Below are 24,735 nucleotides of genomic sequence, written 5' to 3'. Positions count from 1 at the left end.
GTGAACCAGGTGAGTGAACGAGATCGTGAGCAGCGTCCGCAGGGCTCGAGCCCGTACGACGAGCCGACCGAGACCTTCCGTATGCCCCAGACTCCGCCGCCGGGTCCCGAGGGGACCTCGACCGGCGTGCACGGTTACCAGCCGTACCGACGTGACGGTGGCGACACCGAGAGCCACGACGACGCCACGACTGCGATCCCGGCCGCCGCCGCGTCGTCGGACACCGCGCACGACAGCACCGCGGCCGAGGACACGGCACCGAAGACCACGGCCATCCCGGTCGATCGCGATGCCTTCCACCGCGAGCACAACCGTCGCGCCGCCTACGCCGACGACGACGCGGTCCCCACCTACCGCTCGGACCGGGTCGCCGACCGCGACCTCGACGACCACGACCTCGACGACCACGACATCGACGCCGACGACTCGCAGACCCGGGCACTCGACACCACCGGTCGCGACGAACTCGACGACCCGGTGTCGGATCGCCGCTCGCGGCGCTTCTCGCGATCGGGACGCCGGTCCGATCCGGAACGGCTCGGCCGGGACGCCCTCGACGACGAACTCGCCGCCGCGCAGGCCGCGCGACGTCGCGGGACGACCGACCTCGGGTTGCTCGCGCTGCGCGTGGCGGTCGGGCTCATCGCGATGGCCCACGGTGCGCAGAAACTGTTCGGCTGGTGGAACGGACCACGTCTGAGCGGATTCGAGGACTTCCTGCTCAACGCGCCGAACACCAACATCGGGTTCTCGGCCGACGCCGCCAAACCCCTCGCCATCGTCGGCGCGTTGTCGGAATCGCTGGGTGGGCTGATGCTCGTGCTCGGGCTCCTGACCCCGATCGCCGGTTCGGCCGTGCTCGGGGTGATGATCATCGCCGCCACGTACAAGGCGACACTGGCCGGCGGGGTCTGGTTCTTCGCCTCCGGATCAGCCGGACCGGGCATCGAATACGAGCTGTTCCTCGGCATCGCGGCGGCGTCGATCATCCTCGCCGGACCGGGTCGCATCTCCCTGGACTTCGGACGCGGGTGGGCTACGCGTCCCTTCGTGGGGTCGGTCGCATGGTTGGTGGTCGGCATCGCCGCACCGGTCGCGATCTGGATCCTGTTCAACGGCACCAACCCGTTCCAGTCGCCGGGGAATCCGTCGACTGGCTAGTTTGGAGCGATGGGCGCCGTCGGGGACATCATCGGCCACTACTGGTGGTTGGTGTTCGTCGTGGGTGGGCCCGTCGCCGGTGGCGTCAAGGCCGTCGCCGCGGCCAACGAACGCCGTGCCCAGCGACGTCTCGAGCGCTACCGCATCAAACAGCAGGCCAAGATCGCCGCGGCACAGGCCCAGGGCGTGGCGCGTGTCGACCGTGAGCAGGACCTGCGGGCGATCACCAGGTTGTTGTCCGAACACGACGACACCGACGCCCGCTGGTTCGCCTACGAGACCGACGTGGTGAACCTGCTCGAGTTCCCCATGATCACCGACATGCGCGAGCCGCTGACCGCCGCGTTCCACCGCGCCAAGCGCACCGCCGACTCGCTGCGTCCCGACGTCGCGGAGGACCTCGTCGGTCTGGCTGATGCGCAGGAGGCCTACCGGGTGGCCGTGCACGACTACGCGGTCGCGTTCGACACCGCGGAATCGGAGGCGCGACGGAGACGTCGCGGCGACTTCTCCGAATCCGAGCAGCGTCGACTCGTGCGCGCACAAGGCCTGTTACGGATGGCCATGGACACCGCGTCGACCCCGGCCGAGCGGCAGGCAGCCTACCGGCGCGCGCGTGAGGAACTCGACGGGTTGGTGTCGTTGCCGACGGTCACCTACGCCCAGCTCGAACGCACCGTCTCCGGCGAACTCGAGGCGTGATCGGGTCGATCACCCGCCGTGGACGTCACTCACCGCGGAAGGTGGCCGGGCGCTTCTCGAACACCGCGGTGATGCCCTCGGTGAGATCCTCCGACGGCAGGAACGCCGCGTTCCAGGCCGCGACGTAGCGCAGCCCCTCGGTCACCGTCGCCGCGCGCTCACGATCGAGGACGTCCTTGACGCCCTGCACCACCAGCGGCGGGTTCGCCGCGATCTCTGCGGCCGTCGCGCGGGCGGCGGCCAGCGCGGCATCAGCGTCGTCGAGGACGTCGTTCACCAGACCGATCGACGCCGCGCGTGAGGCATCGATGTCCTTGCCGGTGTAGGCCAGTTCCCGCAGGTGGCCCTCACCGATGATCGCGGGCAGACGCTGCAGCGACCCGATGTCGGCGACGATGCCGATCTTGGCCTCGCGCACGCTGAACTTCGCGTCGGCGCTGGCGTAGCGGATGTCTGCCGCCGCTATCAGATCGACGCCACCACCGATGCACCATCCCTGGATCGCGGCGATCACGGGTGTACGGCTGTCGGCGACCGCGGTCACCGAGGCCTGCATCGACTTGACGAGCGTGTGGAAGCGGCTGCGGGGTCCGGCGAGGGCGCGCTCGGCGAGCAGCGGGGCGAAGTCGCCACCCATCTCGGCCAGGTCGAGTCCGAACGAGAAGTGCTTGCCCGATGCGGCGAGAACCACTGCCCGCACCTCCGGATCGGCGTCGAGTTCGGCGAAGACCTGCGGCAACTCGGTCCAGAACGCGCGACCCATCGCGTTGCCCTTGCCCGGTCCCAGCAGGGTCACCTGCGCAACGTGGTCGGAGATGTCGACGGAGAACGCTGTCCATTCGGTCATGGGGAGCACCATAGCGAGGCCGCGCCCGCCGTCGTCATCCCCGGGTGAGCACGACCTTGCCGATGACCGAACCCGATTCGGACCGGGTGTGCGCGTCGCGCAGGGTGCCGGGGTCGATGGGCGAGAGCGTGGTGGTCGCCGTGGTCCGGATCCGGCCGGCGTCGACGAGGTCGGCGATCTCGGTGAGGATCCGGTGCTGGCTGTCGTCGGTGGGCCGGTAGAGCGGCACCGAGAACATGAGCTCCCAGTGCCAACTCTGCGACCGCGACTTCAACGGCAGGGTGTCGAGGCCCTCGGGTTCGTCGATGGCGACGACCGCACCGCCGACGGCCATGATCTCGGCGTAGGTCTCGACGTTGCCCTCGGAGTACGGGGAGAAGATGTGGTCGACGCCGTCGGGGGCGATGGCCGGCACGGCGGTGGACAGCTCGCGCGGGTGCACCACGTGGTGGGCCCCGAGGTCACGCACCCACTGCTGCGACTCCTCGCGACTCGCGGTGGCGATCACGGTGACGTCGGTGAGGGCCCGCGCGAGCTGGATCATCATCGATCCGACCCCGCCGGCACCGGCGACCACGAGGAGGGTCCCCGAACTCTGTGCGGTCAGTCCCAATCGGGCGAACAGCGATTCGTGGGCGGTGATCGACGTCAGCGGCAGGGCGGCGGCGTCACCGAACGACAACGAGGCCGGTTTGCGGCCGACGATGTGCTCGTCGACGAGCTGGAACTGCGCGTTGCTGCCGGGTCGGTTGATGACGCCGGCGTAGAAGACCTCGTCGCCGACGGCGAAGCGCGACACCGAGTCACCCACAGCAACAACGGTCCCGGCCGCATCGAACCCCAGCACACGCGGTGCGTCGTCGGCGTCGAAGGACGAGCGCACCTTGTGGTCGACGGGGTTCACCGACACCGCGGCCACCTCCACGAGGAGGTCGTGTTCACCCATCGGGTCGAGCGGGACCTCGACCTCGACGAACGAGTCGGAGGCGTCGACGGGACCGGGGGCTCGCGCGGCGACGGCCCGGGTGGTGGTGGGGATGCTCATCTGTCCACCGTAGCGCCGCCGCCGGCGAGCGGGTCGAGAGTCGTTGCGCCCGCGGTGATCGCAAGCGTTGTCGCGCCCGCCCCCGGTCCGTAGAACGATCGGCATGCCCCGTCAACTGCACCTCGGTGGATTCCAGATCGCCTCGCACGTCACCCACTCCCACGCCGCATGGCGCCATCCCGGTTCCGATCCGGGCTTCCTGACCCCGGAGTACTACCACCGGATCGGACGCACGCTCGAGCGCGGCACCTTCGACTTCGTCTTCTTCGCCGACCTGTTGGCCACGCCGACCAACTTCGGCAGCGGTATCGACGTGTCGCTGAGCCGCGGCACGCAGGCGAGCGCGACCCTCGACCCCTCGGTGGTCGCTGCGAGCATCGCGGCGGTGACGTCCCGACTCGGCATCGCGATCACGAAGTCGACCACCTACTTCCACCCATACGAGGTGGCGCGCATCTTCGCCAGCCTCGACCATCTCTCCCGCGGTCGCGTGGCCTGGAACATCGTGACGTCGTTGTCGAGCGCCGAAGCGGTGAACTTCGGTGCCACCGAACATCTCGACCACGACCTGCGCTACGTCCGAGCCCAGGAGTTCCTCGAGACCACGCTCGCGCTGTGGTCGAGCTGGGACGCCGACGCACTGGTGCAGGACAAGGCCAACGGATTCTTCGCCGATCCGGACAAGGTCCACGCGATTCATCACGACGGCGACTTCTTCCGCGTGCAGGGCCCGCTCAACGTCCCGCGTTCGCCGCAGGGTCGGCCGGTACTGATCCAGGCCGGATCATCGGACAAGGGAAAGGATTTCGCCGCGCGGTGGGCCGAGGCGATCTTCGAGATCGACCCGACCCCCGAGGGGCGGCGCGCCTACTACGACGACGTGAAGTCGCGTGCGGTGAATGTCGGTCGGCGACCGGAAGACGTGAAGATCCTGCCGTCGTTCATCCCGTTCGTCGCCGAGACCGCGTCGATCGCCCGGGAGAAGCAGGCGTTCCACAACGAGTTGGCCGATCCGATCTCGGGCCTGATCACCCTGTCGGTGCACACCAACCACGACTTCTCGACCTACGATCTCGACGCACCCGTGGAGGACATCGAGGTCAGCGGCACCCAGGGGCTGTTCGATGTGGCGCGACGCCTGTCGCAGCGCGACAACCTCACGCTGCGCGACATCGGCAAGCTCTACGCCCAGGGCGTGTTGCTGCCGCAGTTCGTCGGCACGGCAAGCGATGTCGCCGACCAGATCGAGGCGGGGTTCACCGGGGGAGAGGCCGACGGCTACATCCTCTCGGCGGCCCAGTCGCCCGGCACGTTCGACGACTTCGTCGATCACGTCGTCCCGGAACTGCGCCGCCGCGGTCTGTTCCGGACCGAGTACACCTCCGACACCCTGCGAGGGCACCTCGATCTCGCGCCCGTGCCCGCACACGAGACCAACGTGGGACTCGTCGGCTCGCGCTAGTCGATCAGCCTCCGGCTGTGAACACCCGATTCAGCCTCCGGCTGAGACGATCTCGGCCATGTTGCGCTCGGCGAGGGCGGTGATGGTGAGCGACGGGTTCGATGCGCCCGCCGATCCGGGGAGCATCGATCCGTCGAGGGCGTAGAGGTTCTTGTACCCCTTCACGCGGCCGAAGGAGTCCGATGCGCGACCCAGGGTCGCCCCGCCGCACATGTGACCCCACAGGACGTCGGGTTCGTAGACGACGGCCTCGACCGGGAAATCGGCGTGCGCCGCGAGCTTGTGTCCGATGCGCAGGCAGTTGTCGTCGACGTGACTGTTGCCGTTGCCCGGCCAGTCGAGGATCACGCGATCGTTCTTCGCGTGGTACTCGAACTTCCCGCGGGTCGGGTCGATGGAGGTGATCCCGGCCTTGAACACCGACGTGTTCGCCTGCGCCAGAACCGGATCGAGGGGGCCCAGGCCGTTCGAGCCGTTCACGACGACGCGGGCGAGCGGACCGGAGGTGTCATAGAAGGCGACGGTGCCGACCGCCGACTGGGGGCCCTTCTTGCTGCGGCCTACGCCGACGTCGATGTTGCCGTTGCCGTTGTTGCCCCAGCCGGCACCGATGTACTCGTTCAGGTTCGGCAGGGTGCCGGTGTCGCGGGCCTTGACCAGCAGGCGGTTGGTGCCCAGTGAACCGGCGGCGAGCACCAGACGGTCGGTGGTCAGCGTGCGGCGAGACAGGACGTCGCCGTAGGGGCTGACGTAGTCGACCTCGAGCACGTAGCGCCCCGACCGCTCCACGTGGATTCCCTGCACCACGTGGCGCGGGTGGATCGTCGCCTTCCCGGTCGCCTCGGCGCGCGGGAGGTAACTGAACGCCAACGAGTTCAGCGATCGGTTGGAGTTGTAGGCGGCGCCGGTGATCGTCTGTGGTGCGGCACGACCGGCGATCTCGTCGCGCACCACGTCCCAGTTCCAGTTGCCCTCGGCCTTGTAGGTCGAGTACCCGGCGGCCTTCGCGACGCGTTCGAAGTCACGCCCGTTGTCGAAGTGGCGGTCGGCGTAGATGTCGTCGGGAACGACCGTCGCCCCGAGACCTGCCATCGCCTTCGGGTACCAGAGGCGGCTCATCTCGTCGTGGTCGACCAGACCGCGGAAGACCGCGTCGAAGCCCTCGCGCCGTGAGGCGACGGTGATGCCGATGTAGATGTTCGATCCACCGCCGACGGCGGCCGCGCAGATGAGGCCCGCGTTGTGGTGCCAGCTGATCTCGGCGAGACCACCGAAGTCGTCGATCCCGGTCATCGCGCCGATCGCCTGGCCGTAGGCGGGGATGGTGAGGGACGACGGACCGTTCGGGCCGAGGGAGTCGTCGGCGAGTGACTGCGGCGCGTGCCAGTACTGACGGCCGTCGGCGCCGAAGATCTCACGCCGCGGGTCGTGCGGCCACCGGCTGCCACGCTCGAGAACGGTGGTCTGGATCCCGGCCTGCGCCAGACGCAGTGCACTCACCGCGCCGCCGAAACCCGACCCGATGACGATGGCCTCGGAGTGCTGCCGCGGTGCGGGAACCGGGCGGAAGATCTCGGGGACCAGCTTCTCGTAGCGTCCGTACCGCCGGGGTGCCGCCGAGGCGGTACCCGCGAGTGACGTCGCGAGCGACGGGATACCCGCTGCCGCCATCGACGCAGCGGACAGCTTCATGAACGAGCGGCGATCCATAACCGATTCCCCCCACAGGAATGTCTGTTCGCCTCAGTCCCCCCGGGCGAAACCGTTCGGAGCCGGTGCGACCTGGATCTCACCGCTCCGCTGCCGCCAACTCGGCGTACAGCATTTGACACCCTACCGTCTCGATCACCGATCCGCGGACGGTGGGAGCGATAAAGTCCCGGAGTGGCCGGTGTGTCGGAGTCGGGGAACGCTCGACATTCCTCCGGGTCGTTCGACGAACGGGATCGCTCATGAGCACGTGGCGTCGTCTCCTCTCGGTCCTGATGGTGGGCGGGTTGTCCGCAGGGGTGTTCCTCGCCGTTCCGCCCGCCGCCGTCGCCGCGCCGTCGTCCGGATCTGCAGTCGCGCAGCTGGGTTCGAACTTTCGTTTCGGGGTGGCATCGTCGGGTTTCCAGACCGAGGGGCACAACCGCGACTCGAACTGGACGCGCTACGGAGCGCGCGGGCAGGTCGTCGAGCCGGTCGGGAACGCCGTCGACTTCTTCCATCGGTACCCCGAGGACATCGCCCACGCGCGGGCGCTGGGCGTTTCCGTCTACCGCGTGTCGGTGGAGTGGTCGAGGGTGGAACCCGTACCCGGCCGCGACGATCCGGCCGCCTGGGCGTTCTACGACAGGGTGATCGGCGGGATCGTGGCGGCCGGGATGACCCCGATGATCACCCTGAACCACTGGGTCCACCCCGGGTGGGAGGTCGACCGGGGCGGGTGGAACCGGTCGGGCATGGCCGACGACCTGATCGGGTTCGCGACGAAAGTGGTCGATCGTTACGCATGGGCCCGCCCGTCGTGGGTGACGTTCAACGAACCGACCGAGTACGTCCGCCGCGAACTCACCTTCGGCGGCCTCCGCCCGCAGAACGTGAACCGGATGGTCGACGGCATCGTGCGCGCACACCGCACGCTCTACGCCCACATCCATGCCGTGCAGCCCGAGGCGCAGGTCACCTCGAACCTGGCCTACTTCCCGATCCCCGGTGTGCAGGCCTTCCTCGAAGGACTGTTCCCGAGGCGGATGGCGGGCACGCTCGACGTGATCGGCGTCGATCAGTACTACTCGGTCTCGTTGCTCGATGTCAGCGCCGCCGCGAGCGCGACCGGCGACTTCGCACGCAGCAGCCAGGCGCCCGAGGCGATCTACTACGTCCTACGGCATGTCGCCCGCGAGTTCCCCGGGGTGCCGGTGTACGTGGTGGAGAACGGTCTCGCCACCGACGGCGCCGGGCGCCGCCCCGACGGGTACCGCCGGGCCGATCACCTGCGCGACACCGTGTACTGGATACAACGTGCGGTCGCCGACGGTGTCGACGTCGTCGGGTACAACTACTGGAGTCTCACCGACAACTACGAATGGGGCGACTACACAGCTCATTTCGGCCTCTACACCGTCGACGTCGCCGGTGACCCGTCACTGACCCGCAGGCCGACCCCGGCGGTCGCCGCCTATCGGCAGATCATCGCCGATCGTGGCGTGCCCGCGGGATACCGGCCGACGCGCGCACCGGTGCTGTGCTCTTTCGTCGACGTACCCGACAGCTGCGCGCATCCCGCCGTGGTGCGCTGAGGCTCAGCGCACCTGTCGGACAGCACCTTTGTCGGCCGAGGTCGCCATGGCGGCGTACGCACGCAGCGCGGTGGTGACCTTGCGCTCGCGTTCGGCCCTGGGCTGCCACGGACGCTCGGAGGCCTCCATCTTGGCCCGCCGTTCGAGCAGGACGTCGTCGTCGACGAGGACCTTGAGCGCACGGGTCTTGACGTCGATCAGGATGGGGTCACCGTCCTCGATGAGGCCGATGACGCCGCCGGCCGCGGCCTCGGGGGACACGTGACCCACCGACAGCCCCGACGAGCCGCCCGAGAATCGACCGTCGGTGACCAGGGCACATTTCTTGCCCATGCCCGTGCCCTTCATGAACGCGGTGGGATGCAACATCTCCTGCATCCCCGGACCGCCCGCGGGCCCCTCGTAGCGGACGACGAGGACCTCGCCGGCCTGGATGGTCTTGCTCAGGATCACCTGCACGGCCTCGTCCTGGCTCTCCACGACCCGGGCGGGTCCCTCGAAATGCCACAGCTCCTCGTCGATGCCCGCGGTCTTGAGCACCGCGCCGTCGGCGGCGACGTTGCCGGTGAGCACGCACAGGCCGCCCTCGGCGGTGTAGGCGTGCTCGAGATCGCGGATGCATCCGCCCGCGGCGTCGGTGTCGAGCGAACTCCACCGGTTGTTCGTGGAGAACGGCGTGGTGGTGCGGACGCCGCCCGGGGCCGCGTGGAACAACTCGATCGCCTCGTCGGTGGCGGTGCCACCGCGGATGTCCCAGTCGTCGAGGAAGGACGCCATCGTCGGCGAATGCACCGTGGACGTGGTGTCGTCGAGGAGCCCCGCCCGGCGCAGTTCGCCCAGGATGGCGGGGATTCCGCCGGCCCGGTGCACGTCCTCCATGTGGTAGTCGGAGTTGGGGGAGACCTTGGCCAGGCACGCGACCCGGCGGCTGATGTCGTCGATCACCGACAGATCGAAATCGGCGACCTCGCCCTCCTGTGCTGCGGCGAGGACATGGAGCACCGTGTTCGTCGATCCGCCCATGGCGACGTCGAGCGCCATGGCGTTGCCGAATGCCGCCGTGGTCGCGATGCTGCGGGGGAGCACCGAGGAATCGTCGTCGCGGTAGAACTTCGTCGCGGCCTCGACGATCACGGTGCCGGCACGGCTGAACAGCGCGCGGCGTGCCTCGTGCGTGGCCAACGTGGAACCGTTGCCCGGCAACGCGAGTCCGAGTGCCTCGGTCAGGCAGTTCATCGAGTTGGCGGTGAACATGCCCGAGCACGATCCGCACGTGGGGCACGCGGCCTCTTCGACGGCCTTGAGCGCCTCGTCGTCGACGGCGTCGTTCGCCGAGGCCGAGATGGTGGTGATCAGATCCGACGACGGGTGCACGACACCGCCCACCGACACCGCCTTGCCGGCCTCCATCGGTCCGCCGGAGACGAAGACCGTCGGCACGTTCAACCGCATGGCGGCGTTGAGCATGCCGGGAGTGATCTTGTCGCAGTTGGAGATACAGACCAGTGCGTCCGCGGTGTGCGCGTTCACCATGTACTCGACGGAGTCGGAGATGATCTCGCGGCTGGGCAGCGAGTACAGCATGCCGTCGTGGCCCATCGCGATGCCGTCGTCGACGGCGATGGTGTGGAACTCGCGCGGCACGCCGCCCGCGGCGCGGACCGCGTCGGCCACGATCTCGCCGACGTCCTTGAGATGCACGTGTCCGGGCACGAACTGGGTATAGGAGTTGGCGATCGCGACGATCGGCTTCCCGAAGTCGTCGTCGGTCATCCCGGTGGCGCGCCACAGGGAGCGCGCGCCGGAGGCGTTGCGTCCGTGAGTGGTGGTGCGTGATCTCAACGGCGGCATGGTGGGACCTCGGTTCGATCGTGGGCGAGCAGATGCGGGCGGACCCGTGGGCGGGCCTCGCGCGCAGAACAGCCTACGCGCCGTCGCGTGCGGCGTACGGGTCCGGGATCCGGCCCGAGCTGGCCGCGGACAACCGCGGCAGATCCCGGAACGAGATCGCGGGCAGGCGCATTCGCGAGGAGTCGGTCAGCACCGCACGCACCGATCCCCACCGGGGGAACGACAGGCCGTCGAGCTGATCCCAGGTGATCTCCCGTGCGCGGAGAGCGCCGACCGCACGCAGTCCGCTCTCGGTGACCACGGTGCGCAGGCGGAACATCCACACCGCGACGAGGACGGGGACCACGAGCGTCCACCCGAGGTAGGCCAGGGAGGTGCCCGCGAGCACCACCGCGCTGATCATCATCATCACCGGCGCGAAGTAGGCCATCGGCGCGATGCGGAACTGCAGCGGCAGCGTCACGGTGTCCCGTTCGCTGGGACGGCTGGGGGTGGCGTCGTCGGCGACGGTCACCGGCTGGTCGGTGACGGTCTCGCTCTCGCCCTGGTCGGGCCGATCGTTCTCGGGCACCACGTCATTGTGGCATCCGCGCATGTCGATCCCACTATCTGGGACCGCCTCGAGGGCAAGTTGACTGCCGCGCAGGTCGCGACCTACCTTTGCAGGCGTGATGCACAACGACATTCTCGTACTCGGCCGGCGCGTCAACGCCTGACCGGGATCTCCCGAGACCTCGAACCAAGCATCGACGCGCCACCCTCGACCAGCTGAGAGCTGTCGGGGGTTTTTTGTTGTCCGACTCCATCTCGACCAAGCAGAGGAAAGTGCAGTGAGCGCACCAGCAGCACGTTCCCAGGACGGCGTCTCCCCCTCCGGGGACACCGGGCCCGGGACTCGCGTGGCTCCCACCCCCTTGTCGGCCCGGCCCCGCACCGTCGGTGCCGCGACCGTCGCACCCGAACGTGTCAGCGGCGCCAAGGCCGTGGTGCGTTCCCTCGAGGAACTCGGCGTCGACGTGGTGTTCGGCCTGCCCGGTGGCGCTGTCCTGCCCGTCTACGACCCGCTGCTCGACTCGACGAAGGTCCGCCACGTCCTCGTCCGCCACGAGCAGGGAGCCGGACACGCCGCGACCGGATACGCGCAGGTCACCGGCCGTGCCGGCGTCTGCATCGCGACGTCGGGTCCCGGTGCCACCAACCTCATCACGCCGCTCGCCGACGCCCAGATGGACTCGGTGCCCGTCGTCGCGATCACCGGTCAGGTGGGTCGCTCGCTGATCGGGACCGACGCCTTCCAGGAGGCCGACATCACCGGCATCACGATGCCGGTCACCAAGCACAACTTCCTCGTCACCTCCGGCGCCGACATCGCCAAGACCATGGCCGAGGCGTTCTACCTCGCCGAGAGCGGTCGTCCCGGTGCGGTCCTCGTCGACATCCCCAAGGACGTCCTGCAGGCGCAGACCACCTTCTCGTGGCCGCCGCAGATCGACCTGCCCGGATACCGGCCGGTCACCAAGCCGCACGGCAAGCAGGTCCGTGAGGCCGCCCGCATGATCGCGGCGGCCAAGCACCCGGTCCTCTATGTCGGCGGTGGCGTGATCAAGGCCGACGCGTCGGAGGAACTCCTGACGCTCGCGGAGATGACGGGTATCCCGGTCGTCACCACGCTGATGGCCCGGGGCGCGTTCCCCGACAGCCACAACCTGCACCTGGGCATGCCCGGCATGCACGGCACCGTCGCGGCGGTGGCCGGTCTGCAGCGCAGCGACCTGCTGATCACCCTCGGTGCGCGGTTCGACGACCGCGTCACCGGTCAGCTCGACTCGTTCGCGCCCGACGCGAAGGTCATCCACGCCGACATCGATCCCGCCGAGATCGGCAAGAACCGGTTCGCCGACGTGCCGATCGTCGGTGACTGCCGCGCGGTCATCAGCGAACTGATCGAGGCGATCCGCGACGAGCAGGTCACCAGCAACGGCGCCGCCGACCTCACCGAGTGGTGGAGCTACCTCGACGGCATCCGTCGGACCTATCCGCTGAGCTACGACCGACCCGCCGACGGATCGATGTCGCCGGAGTTCGTCATCTCCTCGGTCGGCAAGGCCGCCGGGCCCGACGCGGTCTACTGCGCAGGCGTCGGCCAGCACCAGATGTGGGCCGCGCAGTTCATCTCCTACGAGAAGCCGCGCACGTGGCTCAACTCCGGCGGGCTGGGCACCATGGGTTACGCGGTGCCCGCCGCGATGGGCGCCAAGATGGCCGCACCGGAGAAAGAGGTGTGGGCGGTCGACGGTGACGGGTGCTTCCAGATGACCAACCAGGAGTTGGCGACCTGCGCGATCGAGGGCATCCCCATCAAGGTCGCGCTGATCAACAACGGCAACCTGGGCATGGTCCGTCAGTGGCAGACCCTGTTCTACGACCAGCGCTACTCGAGCACCGATCTCGCCACCCACTCCCGTCGCATCCCCGACTTCGTGAAGCTGGCGGAGGCGTTGGGCTGTGCGGCATTCCGGTGCGAGAACGAGGCCGACGTCGACGACATCATCGCCCAGGCGCGGGCCATCAACGACCGACCCGTGGTCATCGACTTCATCGTCGGTGCCGACGCGCAGGTGTGGCCGATGGTGGCCGCCGGTACCGGCAACGACGAGATCATGGCCGCCAAGGGAATTCGCCCGCTGTTCGACGACGACGAGTCCGCCTCGGAGTCGATCGACGTCAACGCCGTCGCCGACCCGGCCACCCCGACCACCGGGGGAGCCCGCACGAAGTCCGGAGGAGAGTCGCTGTGAGGACCACCCACACCCTGAGCGTGCTCGTCGAGGACCGTCCCGGTGTTCTCGCACGCGTCTCGTCGCTGTTCTCGCGTCGCGGGTTCAACATCGAGTCACTCGCCGTCGGACCGACCGAGCTCAAGGGGATCTCGCGGATGACCATCCTGGTCTCCGTCGAGGACTTCCCGCTCGAGCAGGTGACCAAGCAGCTCAACAAGCTGATCAACGTCATCAAGATCGTCGAGCAGGATCCCGACACGTCGGTGTCGCGGGAGCTGATGATGATCAAGGTGCGCGCCGACTCCTCGAGCCGTGCCGACGTCATCGGCGTCGTGGATCTGTTCCGCGCCAAGGTCATCGACGTGTCGACCGAATCGGTGACCATCGAGGCCACCGGCACGTCGGACAAGCTCGAGGCGCTGCTGCGGATGCTCGACCCGTACGGTATCCGCGAGATCGCCCAGTCGGGCGCGGTCGCGCTCGGCCGAGGACCCAAGAGCATCTCGGCCACGCGCTGAGTTTCTCGACCGTGCGGTGACACCGCACGGCACAACCGAACGAGCATCGGTAGGCGATGCCGATCGAAACCGAAGGGAAGTTTTCAGTGGCAGTCGAGATGTTCTACGACGATGACGCCGACCTGTCGATCATCCAGGGCCGCAAGGTCGCTGTGATCGGATACGGCAGCCAGGGACACGCGCACTCGCTGAGCCTGCGTGACTCGGGCGTCGACGTGGCGATCGGTCTCCGCGAGGACAGCAAGTCCCGCGACAAGGCCTCCGAGCAGGGTCTCAAGGTGATGACCGCGGCCGAGGCGGCCAAGTGGGCCGACGTCATCATGCTGCTGGCGCCCGACACCTCGCAGGCGAAGATCTTCACCGACGACATCGCCCCGAACCTCGTCGACGGCAACGCGCTGTTCTTCGGTCACGGACTCAACATCCACTTCGACCTGATCAAGCCGGATGCCTCGATCACCGTGGCGATGGTGGCGCCGAAGGGCCCCGGTCACCTCGTGCGTCGTCAGTTCGTCGACGGCAAGGGCGTGCCCTGCCTCATCGCGGTCGACCAGGACCCGAAGGGCGAGGGCGAGGCGCTGGCGCTGAGCTACGCCGCGGCCATCGGTGGCGCGCGCGCCGGCGTCATCAAGACCACCTTCAAGGAGGAGACCGAGACCGACCTCTTCGGTGAGCAGGCCGTGCTCTGCGGCGGCACCGAGGAGCTCGTCAAGACCGGCTTCGAGGTCATGGTGGAGGCCGGATACGCCCCCGAGATGGCCTACTTCGAGGTGCTCCACGAGCTCAAGCTCATCGTCGACCTCATGTACGAGGGCGGCATCGCCCGCATGAACTACTCGGTGTCGGACACCGCGGAGTTCGGTGGGTACCTCTCGGGCCCGCGCGTCATCGACGACGGCACCAAGGACCGTATGCGCGGAATCCTCAAGGACATCCAGGACGGCACGTTCGTCAAGCGCCTCGTCGCCAACGTCGAGAACGGCAACTCCGAGCTCGAGAACCTGCGCCAGCGCAACGCCGAGCACCCCATCGAGGTCACCGGCAAGAAGCTGCGCGACCTCATGAGCTGGGTCGACCGGCCGATCACCGAGACCGCCTGATCCACCTGCTCCACGAAGGCCCCCATTCCCGAACGGGAGTGGGGGCCTTCGCCGTTCCCGCAGTTGGACACCTAGCGACCGCAGTTGGGCACCAAGCGACCGCAGTTGGGCACCTAGCGACCGCAGTTGGGCACCAGTCCGGCTCGGGCCCGACGGGACGTGCCCAACTGGCGGCTTTACGTGCCCAACTGGCGGCCTCACGTGCCCAACCGGCGGAGATGACGAAGGCCCCCAACGGATGTCCGTCGGGGGCCTCGGTCGGTCTGTCACCCCTCGCGGGGCGGGTCAGGTCAGATCGGTCGGTAGTTGTTCACGCCCGACCGCGCCATGGCGTTGAGGATGGGGCCGATGTTCGAGCCGGTCTCGGGTCCGATGCAGGCGGTGAAGTAGTAGGCGTTGACCATGCCGATGAGGCGGTCACCGACGACGACGGGGCTGCCCGAGTCACCCTCGGCGACGCACACGGCGCTGAAGTGCGACTGGTTGTCGGAGAAGAACGTCACACCGCAGGTGCGGCCGGTGGTGCGACCGGTCTTGCACAGCACCGACGGGAACTGGGGGGCCGCGGTCGAGATCGACCGGATGGTGACACCGCCGACCGAGCGCAGGGGGACGACGCGGTTGGCGTCGAACTGGATCACGTCGAAGTCGAGCGGGGTGTTCGAGACGATGATCCGGCCGGCCTGTCCGCGACTCGGGAAGGCCTCGGAGTAGACGGGCTGTCCGACGGTGCCGCAGTGGCCGGCGGTGAGACCGACGAGGCGTCCGGCGGAGTCGCGTCCGATGGTGGTCAGCGTGCAGGCGGCGCCGTCGTTGCCTCCCTTGAGGATGACGATGCCCGAGCCGCCGCCGAGGAAGATGTCGGGCTTGGCCGAGGCGGTGCCGGCACCGGCGACCATCAACATCGTCGCTGCTGCCGCGACCGCGAGCAGGGCCGCCAGTTTCTTCACCATTGGTACTCCAGTTCCTCAGTTCGCCCGATCCGTGGACCGACGCCGATCCGTGGCCGTTGCCGACCAGACCCCACCGATGCACTCGAGTAATCCCGAGCCAAGCGCAATGTATCCGTAACGCCTGTCACACCGCCACTCCGTGACACCCGTACAGGGCGTGGACTCCGGTGTTTTGCCGGTTGCAGAGCCCTCTAAGCTGATCGCTGAAGTCGTTCCCGACCACACAGGAGATATCTCGCGTGAGTACAACCGGTCGTCCGATCGTCGTGATCGCCGACAAGCTCGCACCGTCCACCGTCGAGGCACTCGGGGATGACGTGGAGGTGCGGTGGGTCGACGGCCCGGACCGTCCGAAGCTGCTCGAGGCGGTGACCGACGCCGACGCCATCCTGGTGCGCTCGGCCACCACCATCGACGCCGAGGTACTCGCCGCGGCCCCGAAGGTGAAGATCATCGCCCGCGCCGGTGTCGGCCTCGACAACGTCGATGTACCTGCGGCAACGGAGCGCGGGGTGATGGTGGTCAACGCGCCCACCTCCAACATCCACACCGCCGCCGAGCACGCGATCAGCCTCATGTTCGCCGTCGCCCGTCAGATCCCCGCGGCCGACGCGACGCTGCGCGAGCACCAGTGGAAGCGGTCGAGCTTCAACGGCGTCGAGATCTTCGGCAAGACCATCGGTGTGGTCGGCCTGGGCCGTATCGGCCAGCTGGTCGCCGCCCGACTCGCCGCATTCGAGACCGAGATCATCGCCTACGACCCCTACGTGTCCCCCGCGCGCGCAGCACAATTGGGTATCGAATTGGTGTCGCTGGACGAATTGCTCTCCCGAGCCGATCTGTTCACCGTCCACCTGCCCAAGACGCCCGAGACACTGGGCATGATCGGCACCGCCGAACTGGCCCGCACCAAGCCCGGTGTCATCGTCGTCAACGCCGCCCGCGGCGGCCTGATCGACGAGGCCGCACTGGCCGAGGCCATCAAGTCCGGCCACGTACGCGGCGCCGGGCTCGACGTGTTCGCCACCGAACCGTGCACCGACAGCCCGCTGTTCGAGCTCCCCGAGGTCGTCGTGACCCCGCACCTGGGTGCCTCCACCTCCGAGGCCCAGGATCGCGCGGGCACCGACGTCGCCAAGAGCGTGCGCCTGGCGCTCGCCGGTCACTTCGTGCCCGACGCGGTCAACATCACCGGCGGCGCCGTCGACGAGGTCGTCGCGCCGTGGTTGGAGCTCTCCCGCAAGCTCGGCGTTCTCGTCGGCGCCATCTCGGGCCAGGTGCCCACGGCCATCACCGTCGATGTGCGCGGTGAGCTCGCCGCGAGCTCGGTCGACATCCTCGGCCTGTCCGCGCTGCGCGGATTGTTCTCGGCGGTGCTCGAGGACCCGATCACCTTCGTCAACGCTCCCGGTGTCGCCGCCGACCGCGGCGTGACCAGCGAGGTCACCACCGCGACCGAGAGCCCCAACCACCGCAGCCTCGTCGACCTCAAGGCCGTGTTCGGTGACGGGTCCACGGTCAACGTCGCCGGCACGCTCAGCGGGCCCAGCGAGGTCGAGAAGATCGTCAACATCAACGGGCGCAACTTCGATCTGCGCGCCGAGGGCCGCAACCTCGTCGTCAGCTACGGCGATCAGCCCGGCTCGCTGGGCAAGATCGGCACGCTGCTCGGCAACGCCGGCATCGACATCGCCGCCGCGGGCCTGTCGCAGGACGCCGACGGCAAGGGCGCGACCGTGCTCCTGCGCGTCGACCGTGAGATCCCGTCCGACGTCGTCTCCGCCATCGGTGAATCGGTGTCGGCCACCCTCATCGAGCAGGTGGACCTGTCGTGAAGCTCGCCGTCATCGCCGGCGACGGGATCGGCCCCGAGGTCGTCGGCGAGGCGTTGACCGTCCTCGAGGCCGTCGTCGACGGGGTGTCGACGACCGAGTACGACCTCGGCGCCCGCCGCTACCACCGCACCGGTGAACTGCTCACCGACGACGACCTCGCCTCGATCCGCTCCCACGACGCGATCCTGTTGGGTGCCATCGGCGATCCGTCGGTGCCGCCGGGCATCCTCGAGCGGGGCCTGCTGCTGACGATGCGTTTCGCACTGGACCACCACGTCAACCTGCGCCCGAGTCACCGCTACGACGGTGTCACCTCGCCGCTCGCAGGCGATCCCGACATCGACTTCGTGGTGGTGCGCGAGGGCACCGAGGGCCCGTACACCGGCAACGGTGGCGCCATCCGCGTGGGAACGCCGCACGAGGTGGCCACCGAGGTCAGCGTCAACACCCGCTTCGGGATCGAACGCGTGGTCCGCCACGCTTTCGAGCTCGCACGTACCCGCCGCAACCATCTGACGCTGGTCCACAAGACCAACGTGTTGTCGTTCGCCGGGTCGATGTGGCAGCGCACCGTCGACGAGGTCGGCGCCGAATACCCCGATGTGACAACCGATTACTGTCACGTCGACGCCGCGACCATCTACATGGTCACCAACCCGGCGCGGTTCGACGTCATCGTCACCGACAACCTGTTCGGCGACATCATCACCGACATCGCCGCGGCGGTCAGCGGTGGAATCGGTCTGGCGGCATCGGGCAACATCGACGCCACGCGCACCAACCCGTCGATGTTCGAGCCGGTGCACGGCAGTGCGCCCGACATCGCCGGTCAGGGCAAGGCCGATCCGACCGCGGCCATCCTGTCGGTCGCGCTCCTGTTGCGCCACCTCGGTGACACCGCCGCCGCCGACCGGGTCGAGCAGGCGGTCGCCGCGGACCTCGCCACCCGCGGCGACACCGTGTCGTCGACGTCGGAGACCGCCGCCCGCATCCGTGCCCGCCTCTAGCGCGAGCACTCTCGACATCTCCAGGCGCCGGGGCACGCGATGCGGGACGGGCAACCGAGCGCGACGGCCTTCGGCGCAGCGCAACACCGCGCGGTGCACCAGGATCTCGACGGCGGTGTCGTGTTCAGCGACCCCCTCGCGTGGGCGATCCTGGGTGTCGACGACAGTGCGCGGATCGTCGAGTCCGCACGGGGTGGGTCGCGACACGGCCTGCGATGGTTCATCGCCGCGCGCCATCGATTCGCCGAGGATCGGGTGCGCACCGCGACGACCCGCGGCGTCCGACAGGTCGTGGTCCTGGGCGCCGGACTCGACACGTTCGCCTACCGGCAACCCGACCCGGCGGTCACGGTCTTCGAGGTCGACCACCCGGCGACGGGGGAGTGGAAGCGCGAACGACTGCTGCAGGCGGGGATCGCGATCCCGGAGTCGGTGCGCACGATCGCGGTGGATTTCGAGCGCGACGACCTGATCGCGGCGATGACCGCGGGCGGATTCGCACCCGACGATGCGGCCGTGGTCATGTGGCTCGGTGTCATGCCCTATCTCACGCCCGCTGCGGTCGCGACGACGCTCAGGGCGTTCGGTGCCATGGCCGACTGCGAGATCGTCTTCGACTACCGCGCGCCCATCACCGACCCCGATGCCGCGGCACTCGCCGCCGCGTCCGATCTGCGCGCACGCACCGCGAGTGTCGGTGAGCCACTGTCGAAGCCGGTCGCCCCGGCCGAGCTCCACGGGGTGTTGCGCACGGCAGGTTTCACGGTGATCGACGATCTCGACCGGCCGGCGATCCGTCGCCGCATCCTCGGGCTCGAACCGCTCGGCGGATCCGGTGGTGGCCACATCATCTCGGCCCGCACCGGTGAGGTCAGCGCGAGACGACCGTGACGCCGGCCTCTTTCGGTCGCGGTGCGGGATCGCGCGGTACCAGCGGCAGGGCGACCAGCGGGGCGAGCGACATCACGGCGAACGCGAGCGGGAACCCCGCCGCACCGATGAGAGCGCCGAACACCGGTGTGGTGGCCGAGGTCGCGAGGAACTGACCGGTGTTCTGTACCGCCAACGCGCGACCGCTCCACGACGGTCCGGCGTATTCGGCGATACCGGTGAAGGCGAGACCGTTGTCGGCGACGGTGATCACCGTCGCCACCACCATGACCGCGGCGGCGACGGGACTCGACACCCAGTCGGTGAGGGCCAGAACGGCACTCGACACCGCGGCGCCCAGGGCGATGACGCGGATCGGTTTCATCCGCGATCCCCACACATCCGACCACCGACCCGCGGCGATCCGACCGGCCGCGCCGAGCACCTGGCTCACGGTCACCAGCACGCCCGCCGTACCGGGAGCCCAGTGATGGGCGACGATCAGCCACGCGGGGACGAAGGTCCACAGCGTCGATTGCGGGATCACGAGCAGCACGCTCACCGCGTGCACGCGCGGCAGGAACGACGAGGCGCGATACGGGTTCACGCCCGCACCGACGTCGGTCGCCGTACTCGTCCGGGGTGGATCGACGACTGTGACCGCCACCGCGACCAACCCCGCCAGTGACATCCCCACCGGGACCCACAGGCCTGCTGTCACGCCATGAGCCGCCGAGAGCACCGGGATGGTCAACGCGCACAGTCCGATCCCGAGTGGCTGCGCGGTCTGACGCACCCCCATGGCCGTACCGCGGCCGCGCGGGGGGAACCAGCCGACGACGATCCGACCACTCGCACCGTTCGTCGCGGCCGAGGCCATGCCGCCGATCAGGAGCCACGCCGCGAGCACCCCGCGTCCGAGATCGGTGGCCGACGACACCGCCGCGCCGGTGGTCGCGACGACGGTGAGGCCCAACGAGATCAGCAGGATCCTGCGTTCACCGAACCGATCGAGAGCCGCACCCCACGGGATGATCGTGAGCATCAGACCGATCGTGGGCACGGTGGCCAGCGTCGACGCCGCGGCGATCGACATCCCCTCGCCGGTGTGCAGTTCCGGGATGAGGAATCCGACACCGCTCACGGTGCAGGTCGTGGCCATCGCGCCGAGGATCGACGCGACGAGCATGGCCCACCTGCGGTTGGTCGACGGTTCGGTGTCCATCGTGATCGGCCTCCTGTCCTGCGGCAATCGTCGTGGTTCTCATATTGTGGGAATCACTGCCCACATTCTAATACAGGCGACGCGTCGCCCGCGGGCCGGTCGGACGCGGGCGGTGGGATAGCCTGGGCGTCATGCGTCTAGGTCGAATCGCGAGTCCCGATGGTGTGGCATTCGTCTCCGTGGAGGGTGACGTCGAGGGCGGGGACGCCCGGTGCCGAGAGATCGCCGAACACCCGTTCGGTGTCCCCACCTTCACCGGACGATCGTGGCCCCTGTCCGATGTGCGTCTGCTCGCACCGATCCTCGCCAGCAAGGTGGTCTGCATCGGCAAGAACTACGCAGCGCACGCCGCCGAGATGGGTGGGACCGCGCCGGAGGACCCGGTGATCTTCATCAAACCGAACACCTCCATCATCGGTCCGCGTGTGGCGATCGCGCGTCCGGCGAGCTCGCAGCGCGTCGACTACGAGGGCGAGCTCGCGATCGTCATCGGACGTCCGTGTCGGGACGTGGCGGCCCGCGACGCCGCGGGGGCCATCCTCGGCTACACCGTGGCCAACGACGTCACCGCGCGCGATCAACAGCAGGCCGACGGGCAGTGGACCCGCGGCAAGGGATACGACACCTTCTGTCCGCTCGGACCCTGGATCGAGACCGAACTCGACCCCGCCGACCTCGAGATCCGCACCGAGCTCGACGGGAAGGTCGTGCAGCGCAGCCGTACGAGCCTGATGGTGCACGACATCGGTGCGATCGTGGAATGGATCTCGGCGGTCATGACGCTCCTGCCGGGCGACGTGATCCTCACCGGCACCCCGGAGGGCATCGGTCCGATGGTCGCCGGCCAGGAGGTCTCGGTCAGCGTCGAGGGGATCGGGACGCTCACCAACCCCGTCACCGATCGGGGCTGAGCGTGCCACCGACACCGCCGAGAACCGCTCGCGTGAACGGGATCTCGATCTCCTACGAGGACGCCGGCACCGGACCCGTGGTCGTGATGGTGATGGGGACCGGAAGCCCGGGGCGCGTGTGGAAGGCCCACCAGCAACCCGCGCTCATCCGGGCCGGCCATCGGGTCATCACCTTCGACAACCGCGGCATAGCGCCGTCGAGTGAGTGCGCCGAGGGATTCACCCTCGACGACATGGTCGCCGACACCGCCGCGCTCATCGACTACCTCGGCGTCGGGCCCGTCGCGGTGATCGGCACGTCGCTGGGCGCGCGCATCGTGCAGGAACTCGCCCTCGCGCGGCCCGATCTCGTGCGATGCGCGGCCATGATCGCGACCTACGGACGCAGCGGGACGATGCAGACCGCGATCTCCGCCGGCGAGCGTGAACTGATCGACCGCGACATCACCCTGCCCGATGCCTACCACGCCGCGATCACCGCGCATCTGAACCTCTCGCCGCACACCCTCGTCGACGACGCGCAGGCCCGCGACTGGCTCGACATCATCGAGTTCTCCGGGCAGGCGCGCAGTCCCGGAGTGCGGGCGCAGCTGCAGCTCCACGACGGCGAGGCCGACCGTCTCGAGGCCTACCGCGCTGTCCGTTGTCCGGTGTTGGTCATCGGATTCGCCGACGATCGCACCCTGCCGCCGCATCTCGCCCGCGAGGTCGCCGACGCGATCGACGGGGCGGAGTACCAGGAGGTCGCCCGGGCGGGCCACTACGGATATCTCGAGCAGCCCGACGAGGTGAACCGGCTGCTGATCGACTTCTTGGGGCGGGCGCTAGCCTAGCGAGCATGTCGACTCCGAGTTCGGTCCGCGTCCGCTTCTGTCCGTCGCCCACCGGGACCCCGCACGTCGGACTGATCCGCACGGCTCTGTTCAACTACGCCCACGCCCGACACACCGACGGCGCCTTCGTGTTCCGCATCGAGGACACCGATGCCGCCCGCGACTCCGAGGAGTCCTACGCGGCGCTGCTCGACGCGCTGCGGTGGCTCGGCCTGAACTGGGACGAGGGCCCGGAGGTCGGTGGACCCTACGAGCCCTACCGGCAGTCGTTGCGCGCCGACCTCCATCGCGACGTCGTCGCGCGCCTGCTCGACGCGGGTGAGGCGTACGAGGCGTTCTCCACGGCCGACGAGGTCGAGGCGCGGCACCGGGCCGCCGGTCGTGACCCGAAGCTCGGTTACGACAACCACGATCGCGATCTGACCGACGAGCAGCGCGAGGCGTACCGGGCCGACGGACGCCCCTCGGTGGTGCGGCTGCGGATGCCCGGCCACGACATCGTGTTCGACGACCTCGTGCGCGGCACCATCACCGCTCGCGCCGGGTCGGTACCGGACTTCGCGCTCACCCGCGCCTCGGGTGACCCGCTGTACACCCTGGTGAACCCGGTCGACGACGCCGCGATGAAGATCACCCATGTCCTGCGCGGCGAGGACCTGTTGTCGTCGACGCCGCGGCAGATCGCGCTGTACGAGGCGCTCATCCGCGTCGGTGTCGCGGAGGCGGTCCCGCAGTTCGGGCACCTGCCGTTCGTGATGGGCGACGGCAACAAGAAGCTCTCCAAGCGTGATCCGCAGTCGAGCCTGTTCCATCATCGTGATCGTGGGTTCATCCCCGAAGGCCTACTGAACTATCTGGCGCTGCTCGGTTGGGGCATCGCCGACGACCACGACCTGTTCTCCCTCGACGAGATGATCGCCGCATTCGATGTGCGACAGGTGAACTCGAACCCGGCCCGCTTCGATCTCAAGAAGGCCGAGGCGATCAACGCCGAGCACATCCGTCGACTCACGCCCGAGGACTTCGCCGCACGGCTGCTCGGCTACCTCGTCGACCGGGGGTTGCTGTCGGCCACCGCCGACACCTCGTCGTTCCCCGTCATCGCCGAGCTGGTGCAGACGCGCATCCAGGTGCTGGGGGATGCCTGGCCGCTGATGTCGTTCCTCTTCACCGCCGACGCCGACCTCACCATCGACGAGGGGTCGGCGGCGAAGAACCTCGGACCCGACGCCGCGCCGGTTCTCGACGCGTCGATCGCCGCCGTCGAGGGTGTGTCGGAGTGGTCGACGTCGGCCATCGAGGAGGCCCTCAAGGCGGCACTGGTGGAGGGTCTGGAGTTGAAGCCCCGCAAGGCCTTCGGTCCGGTGCGGGTCGCGATCTCCGGATCGCACATCAGCCCGCCGCTGTTCGAGTCGATCGAGCTGCTGGGTCGCGAGAGCACACTCGCGCGCCTGCGTTCGGCCCGTGACACCTTCTGCAGTGGGGCCTGAGCAGCCGGTTTGTGGTTCGGGTGCCCGCCTTTGATACCCTCCTTCTCGGCGCTTTTCGCGGCCACCGCAGGGTTCTGCGGCAGCTTCGAGTGGCCCTACCTTGGGGTATGGTGTAATTGGCAACACAGCGGTTTCTGGTACCGCCATTCTAGGTTCGAGTCCTGGTACCCCAGCGTCGAGCAGATCGGCGAGAATCGATTTTGGTTCTCGACGGTCGCTTCGGTAAAATAGCGGCGACACTGTCGGGAACGACAGATGTCGGTGCGACAAATGAAGATCCTGGCCCCGTCGTTTAGCGGCCTAGGACGCCGCCCTCTCACGGCGGTAGCGTGGGTTCGAATCCCATCGGGGCTACACAGAGATGACCCCCTCACCCGCATCCGGGTGAGGGGGTCATCTCGTTGTCGGGGTGTCGATGCTCGTCACGCCGGTCGGGGCGGTCCACAGCAGCGACCCGTGTTCGAAGTCCTGGCGGCGACCGTCGGCCCAGGGGTACTCGTTCGACGTCGGGTAGCCCAGGGCGCTGTCCTGCCAGCCGGCCGCCGCATAGTGATCGCCGATGAGCCCGTGGACGTAGTAGCCGTGCGGCGATCCGTTCTGGCGGAACAGGACGCCACCGGCGAACGCCTGCACGCCGCCGCCGGGGAGCACGAGGTGCGGCCACACGGGATACCCGAGCGGACCGCGTTCGAAGTCGTAGTCACCGGCCCACGACTCGAAGAGTCCGCCGTGCGGGATCGGGATCGCGTGGATGCGGCCGTCGGCAGACCTCGGCATCGTCGGCGACCAGTAGATGTGCGCGTGCTCGAATTCCGCGAACCGGCCCCGACCGTCGGGGGTGGTGCGTTCACCGACGGTGAT

General features: G+C 68.6%; 21 protein-coding genes and 2 tRNA genes. 15 read left to right on the top strand and 8 right to left on the bottom strand.

Annotated elements, in window-relative coordinates; translation table 11 throughout:
• The first annotated feature begins 9 nt into the window (after positions 1-9).
• Positions 10-1,161 (top strand): DoxX family protein, encoded by a 1,152-nt coding sequence (locus OG579_RS05550; RefSeq protein WP_328858375.1) that lies wholly within the window; start codon positions 10-12, stop codon positions 1,159-1,161.
• A gap of 9 nt (positions 1,162-1,170) precedes the next feature.
• Entirely contained in the window at positions 1,171-1,863 is a 693-nt protein-coding gene (locus OG579_RS05545) for a hypothetical protein (RefSeq protein WP_328858374.1), read from the top strand.
• Positions 1,864-1,888: 25 nt separating this feature from the next.
• On the opposite strand, the gene OG579_RS05540 is transcribed toward OG579_RS05545, so the two are convergent.
• Together OG579_RS05540 and OG579_RS05535 are read right to left on the bottom strand one after the other, a co-directional pair.
• A complete protein-coding gene (locus OG579_RS05540; RefSeq protein WP_045823375.1) occupies positions 1,889-2,710 on the bottom strand; it encodes a crotonase/enoyl-CoA hydratase family protein in 822 nt (273 codons plus the stop codon).
• 34 nt (positions 2,711-2,744) lie between these two features.
• Positions 2,745-3,755 carry a zinc-binding alcohol dehydrogenase family protein gene (locus OG579_RS05535; protein WP_328858373.1) on the bottom strand — a complete coding sequence of 337 codons (1,011 nt, stop codon included), beginning with the start codon at positions 3,753-3,755 and terminating at the stop codon, positions 2,745-2,747.
• 103 nt (positions 3,756-3,858) lie between these two features.
• On the opposite strand from OG579_RS05535, the gene OG579_RS05530 reads away from it, so the two are divergent.
• On the top strand, positions 3,859-5,217 hold the full coding sequence (locus OG579_RS05530) for an LLM class flavin-dependent oxidoreductase (RefSeq protein WP_328858372.1): 1,359 nt from the start codon (positions 3,859-3,861) through the stop codon (positions 5,215-5,217).
• 30 nt (positions 5,218-5,247) lie between these two features.
• Here the strand turns inward: OG579_RS05530 and OG579_RS05525 are convergent, their stop codons facing one another.
• The gene (locus OG579_RS05525; protein ID WP_328858371.1) at positions 5,248-6,909 is read right to left on the bottom strand and encodes a GMC oxidoreductase; all 1,662 of its coding nucleotides are present in this window, start codon (positions 6,907-6,909) and stop codon (positions 5,248-5,250) included.
• A 260-nt stretch (positions 6,910-7,169) separates the two neighbouring features.
• On the opposite strand from OG579_RS05525, the gene OG579_RS05520 reads away from it, so the two are divergent.
• Complete coding sequence (locus OG579_RS05520; protein WP_328858370.1) at positions 7,170-8,501, top strand: family 1 glycosylhydrolase; 1,332 nt, start codon at positions 7,170-7,172, stop codon at positions 8,499-8,501.
• Between the two features lie 3 nt (positions 8,502-8,504).
• On the opposite strand, the gene ilvD is transcribed toward OG579_RS05520, so the two are convergent.
• Positions 8,505-10,352 carry a dihydroxy-acid dehydratase gene (gene ilvD, locus OG579_RS05515; RefSeq protein ID WP_055790272.1) on the bottom strand — a complete coding sequence of 616 codons (1,848 nt, stop codon included), beginning with the start codon at positions 10,350-10,352 and terminating at the stop codon, positions 8,505-8,507.
• A 73-nt stretch (positions 10,353-10,425) separates the two neighbouring features.
• Entirely contained in the window at positions 10,426-10,923 is a 498-nt protein-coding gene (locus tag OG579_RS05510) for a PH domain-containing protein (protein ID WP_235456796.1), read from the bottom strand.
• 328 nt (positions 10,924-11,251) lie between these two features.
• On the opposite strand from OG579_RS05510, the gene OG579_RS05505 reads away from it, so the two are divergent.
• From OG579_RS05505 to ilvC, 3 genes are all read left to right on the top strand, one after another.
• Positions 11,252-13,150: an acetolactate synthase large subunit gene (locus OG579_RS05505; protein WP_408068752.1), complete on the top strand. Its 1,899-nt coding sequence runs from the start codon at positions 11,252-11,254 to the stop codon at positions 13,148-13,150.
• Positions 13,147-13,650 (top strand): acetolactate synthase small subunit, encoded by a 504-nt coding sequence (gene ilvN / locus OG579_RS05500; RefSeq protein WP_045823234.1) that lies wholly within the window; start codon positions 13,147-13,149, stop codon positions 13,648-13,650. The genes OG579_RS05505 and ilvN overlap by 4 nt, the downstream gene beginning before the upstream one ends.
• A 98-nt stretch (positions 13,651-13,748) precedes the next feature.
• Entirely contained in the window at positions 13,749-14,750 is a 1,002-nt protein-coding gene (gene ilvC / locus OG579_RS05495; protein ID WP_200932790.1) for a ketol-acid reductoisomerase, read from the top strand.
• Between the two features lie 290 nt (positions 14,751-15,040).
• Here the strand turns inward: ilvC and OG579_RS05490 are convergent, their stop codons facing one another.
• Positions 15,041-15,703 carry a chymotrypsin family serine protease gene (locus OG579_RS05490; protein ID WP_055790269.1) on the bottom strand — a complete coding sequence of 221 codons (663 nt, stop codon included), beginning with the start codon at positions 15,701-15,703 and terminating at the stop codon, positions 15,041-15,043.
• Between the two features lie 239 nt (positions 15,704-15,942).
• Here OG579_RS05490 and serA point away from each other — a divergent pair, with 239 nt between their 5' ends.
• From serA to OG579_RS05475, 3 genes are read left to right on the top strand one after another with little or no spacing between them, the layout of a single operon-like run.
• Positions 15,943-17,538, top strand: a complete 1,596-nt coding sequence (gene serA / locus OG579_RS05485; protein ID WP_055790267.1) for a phosphoglycerate dehydrogenase — start codon at positions 15,943-15,945, stop codon at positions 17,536-17,538.
• On the top strand, positions 17,535-18,545 hold the full coding sequence (locus tag OG579_RS05480; RefSeq protein WP_328858369.1) for a 3-isopropylmalate dehydrogenase: 1,011 nt from the start codon (positions 17,535-17,537) through the stop codon (positions 18,543-18,545). The genes serA and OG579_RS05480 overlap by 4 nt, the downstream gene beginning before the upstream one ends.
• Positions 18,546-18,584: 39 nt before the next feature.
• The gene (locus OG579_RS05475) at positions 18,585-19,436 is read left to right on the top strand and encodes a class I SAM-dependent methyltransferase (RefSeq protein WP_328858368.1); all 852 of its coding nucleotides are present in this window, start codon (positions 18,585-18,587) and stop codon (positions 19,434-19,436) included.
• On the opposite strand, the gene OG579_RS05470 is transcribed toward OG579_RS05475, so the two are convergent.
• Complete coding sequence (locus OG579_RS05470) at positions 19,417-20,640, bottom strand: MFS transporter (protein ID WP_328858367.1); 1,224 nt, start codon at positions 20,638-20,640, stop codon at positions 19,417-19,419. The two genes, OG579_RS05475 and OG579_RS05470, sit on opposite strands and share 20 nt — an antisense overlap.
• Positions 20,641-20,771: 131 nt before the next feature.
• Between OG579_RS05470 and OG579_RS05465 the strand changes: the two genes are divergently transcribed.
• From OG579_RS05465 to OG579_RS05445, 5 genes are all read left to right on the top strand, one after another.
• Positions 20,772-21,551: a fumarylacetoacetate hydrolase family protein gene (locus OG579_RS05465; protein ID WP_328858366.1), complete on the top strand. Its 780-nt coding sequence runs from the start codon at positions 20,772-20,774 to the stop codon at positions 21,549-21,551.
• 32 nt (positions 21,552-21,583) lie between these two features.
• Positions 21,584-22,384, top strand: coding sequence for an alpha/beta fold hydrolase (locus OG579_RS05460; protein WP_328858365.1), 801 nt, complete (start codon positions 21,584-21,586; stop codon positions 22,382-22,384).
• Positions 22,385-22,389: 5 nt separating this feature from the next.
• Positions 22,390-23,874 (top strand): glutamate--tRNA ligase, encoded by a 1,485-nt coding sequence (gltX, locus tag OG579_RS05455; protein WP_328858364.1) that lies wholly within the window; start codon positions 22,390-22,392, stop codon positions 23,872-23,874.
• Positions 23,875-23,975: 101 nt separating this feature from the next.
• Positions 23,976-24,047 (top strand) — tRNA-Gln (locus OG579_RS05450).
• Positions 24,048-24,155: 108 nt separating this feature from the next.
• A tRNA-Glu gene (locus OG579_RS05445) sits at positions 24,156-24,228 on the top strand.
• Between the two features lie 39 nt (positions 24,229-24,267).
• Here OG579_RS05445 and OG579_RS21955 read toward each other — a convergent pair.
• Positions 24,268-24,735 carry an LGFP repeat-containing protein gene (locus OG579_RS21955; RefSeq protein WP_408068801.1) on the bottom strand — a complete coding sequence of 156 codons (468 nt, stop codon included), beginning with the start codon at positions 24,733-24,735 and terminating at the stop codon, positions 24,268-24,270.

The organism is Williamsia herbipolensis (genome assembly GCF_036153515.1).
GTDB lineage: Bacteria > Actinomycetota > Actinomycetes > Mycobacteriales > Mycobacteriaceae > Williamsia_A > Williamsia_A herbipolensis.
Note: the sequence above shows the minus strand (reverse complement) of the source record. Positions and strands in the feature narration are given on the sequence as shown.

What these genes read in the sequence shown, in the direction of transcription:
- OG579_RS05545 (WP_328858374.1), top strand. Translation starts at nt 1,171, where the DNA reads ATGGGCGCCGTCGGGGACATCATCGGCCACTACTGGTGGTTGGTGTTC.
- OG579_RS05540 (WP_045823375.1), bottom strand. Translation starts at nt 2,710, where the DNA reads ATGACCGAATGGACAGCGTTCTCCGTCGACATCTCCGACCACGTTGCG.
- OG579_RS05535 (WP_328858373.1), bottom strand. Translation starts at nt 3,755, where the DNA reads ATGAGCATCCCCACCACCACCCGGGCCGTCGCCGCGCGAGCCCCCGGT.
- OG579_RS05530 (WP_328858372.1), top strand. Translation starts at nt 3,859, where the DNA reads ATGCCCCGTCAACTGCACCTCGGTGGATTCCAGATCGCCTCGCACGTC.
- OG579_RS05525 (WP_328858371.1), bottom strand. Translation starts at nt 6,909, where the DNA reads ATGAAGCTGTCCGCTGCGTCGATGGCGGCAGCGGGTATCCCGTCGCTC.
- OG579_RS05520 (WP_328858370.1), top strand. Translation starts at nt 7,170, where the DNA reads ATGAGCACGTGGCGTCGTCTCCTCTCGGTCCTGATGGTGGGCGGGTTG.
- ilvD (WP_055790272.1), bottom strand. Translation starts at nt 10,352, where the DNA reads ATGCCGCCGTTGAGATCACGCACCACCACTCACGGACGCAACGCCTCC.
- ilvC (WP_200932790.1), top strand. Translation starts at nt 13,749, where the DNA reads ATGTTCTACGACGATGACGCCGACCTGTCGATCATCCAGGGCCGCAAG.
- OG579_RS05490 (WP_055790269.1), bottom strand. Translation starts at nt 15,703, where the DNA reads ATGGTGAAGAAACTGGCGGCCCTGCTCGCGGTCGCGGCAGCAGCGACG.
- OG579_RS05475 (WP_328858368.1), top strand. Translation starts at nt 18,585, where the DNA reads ATGCGGGACGGGCAACCGAGCGCGACGGCCTTCGGCGCAGCGCAACAC.
- OG579_RS05470 (WP_328858367.1), bottom strand. Translation starts at nt 20,640, where the DNA reads ATGGACACCGAACCGTCGACCAACCGCAGGTGGGCCATGCTCGTCGCG.
- OG579_RS05465 (WP_328858366.1), top strand. Translation starts at nt 20,772, where the DNA reads ATGCGTCTAGGTCGAATCGCGAGTCCCGATGGTGTGGCATTCGTCTCC.
- gltX (WP_328858364.1), top strand. Translation starts at nt 22,390, where the DNA reads ATGTCGACTCCGAGTTCGGTCCGCGTCCGCTTCTGTCCGTCGCCCACC.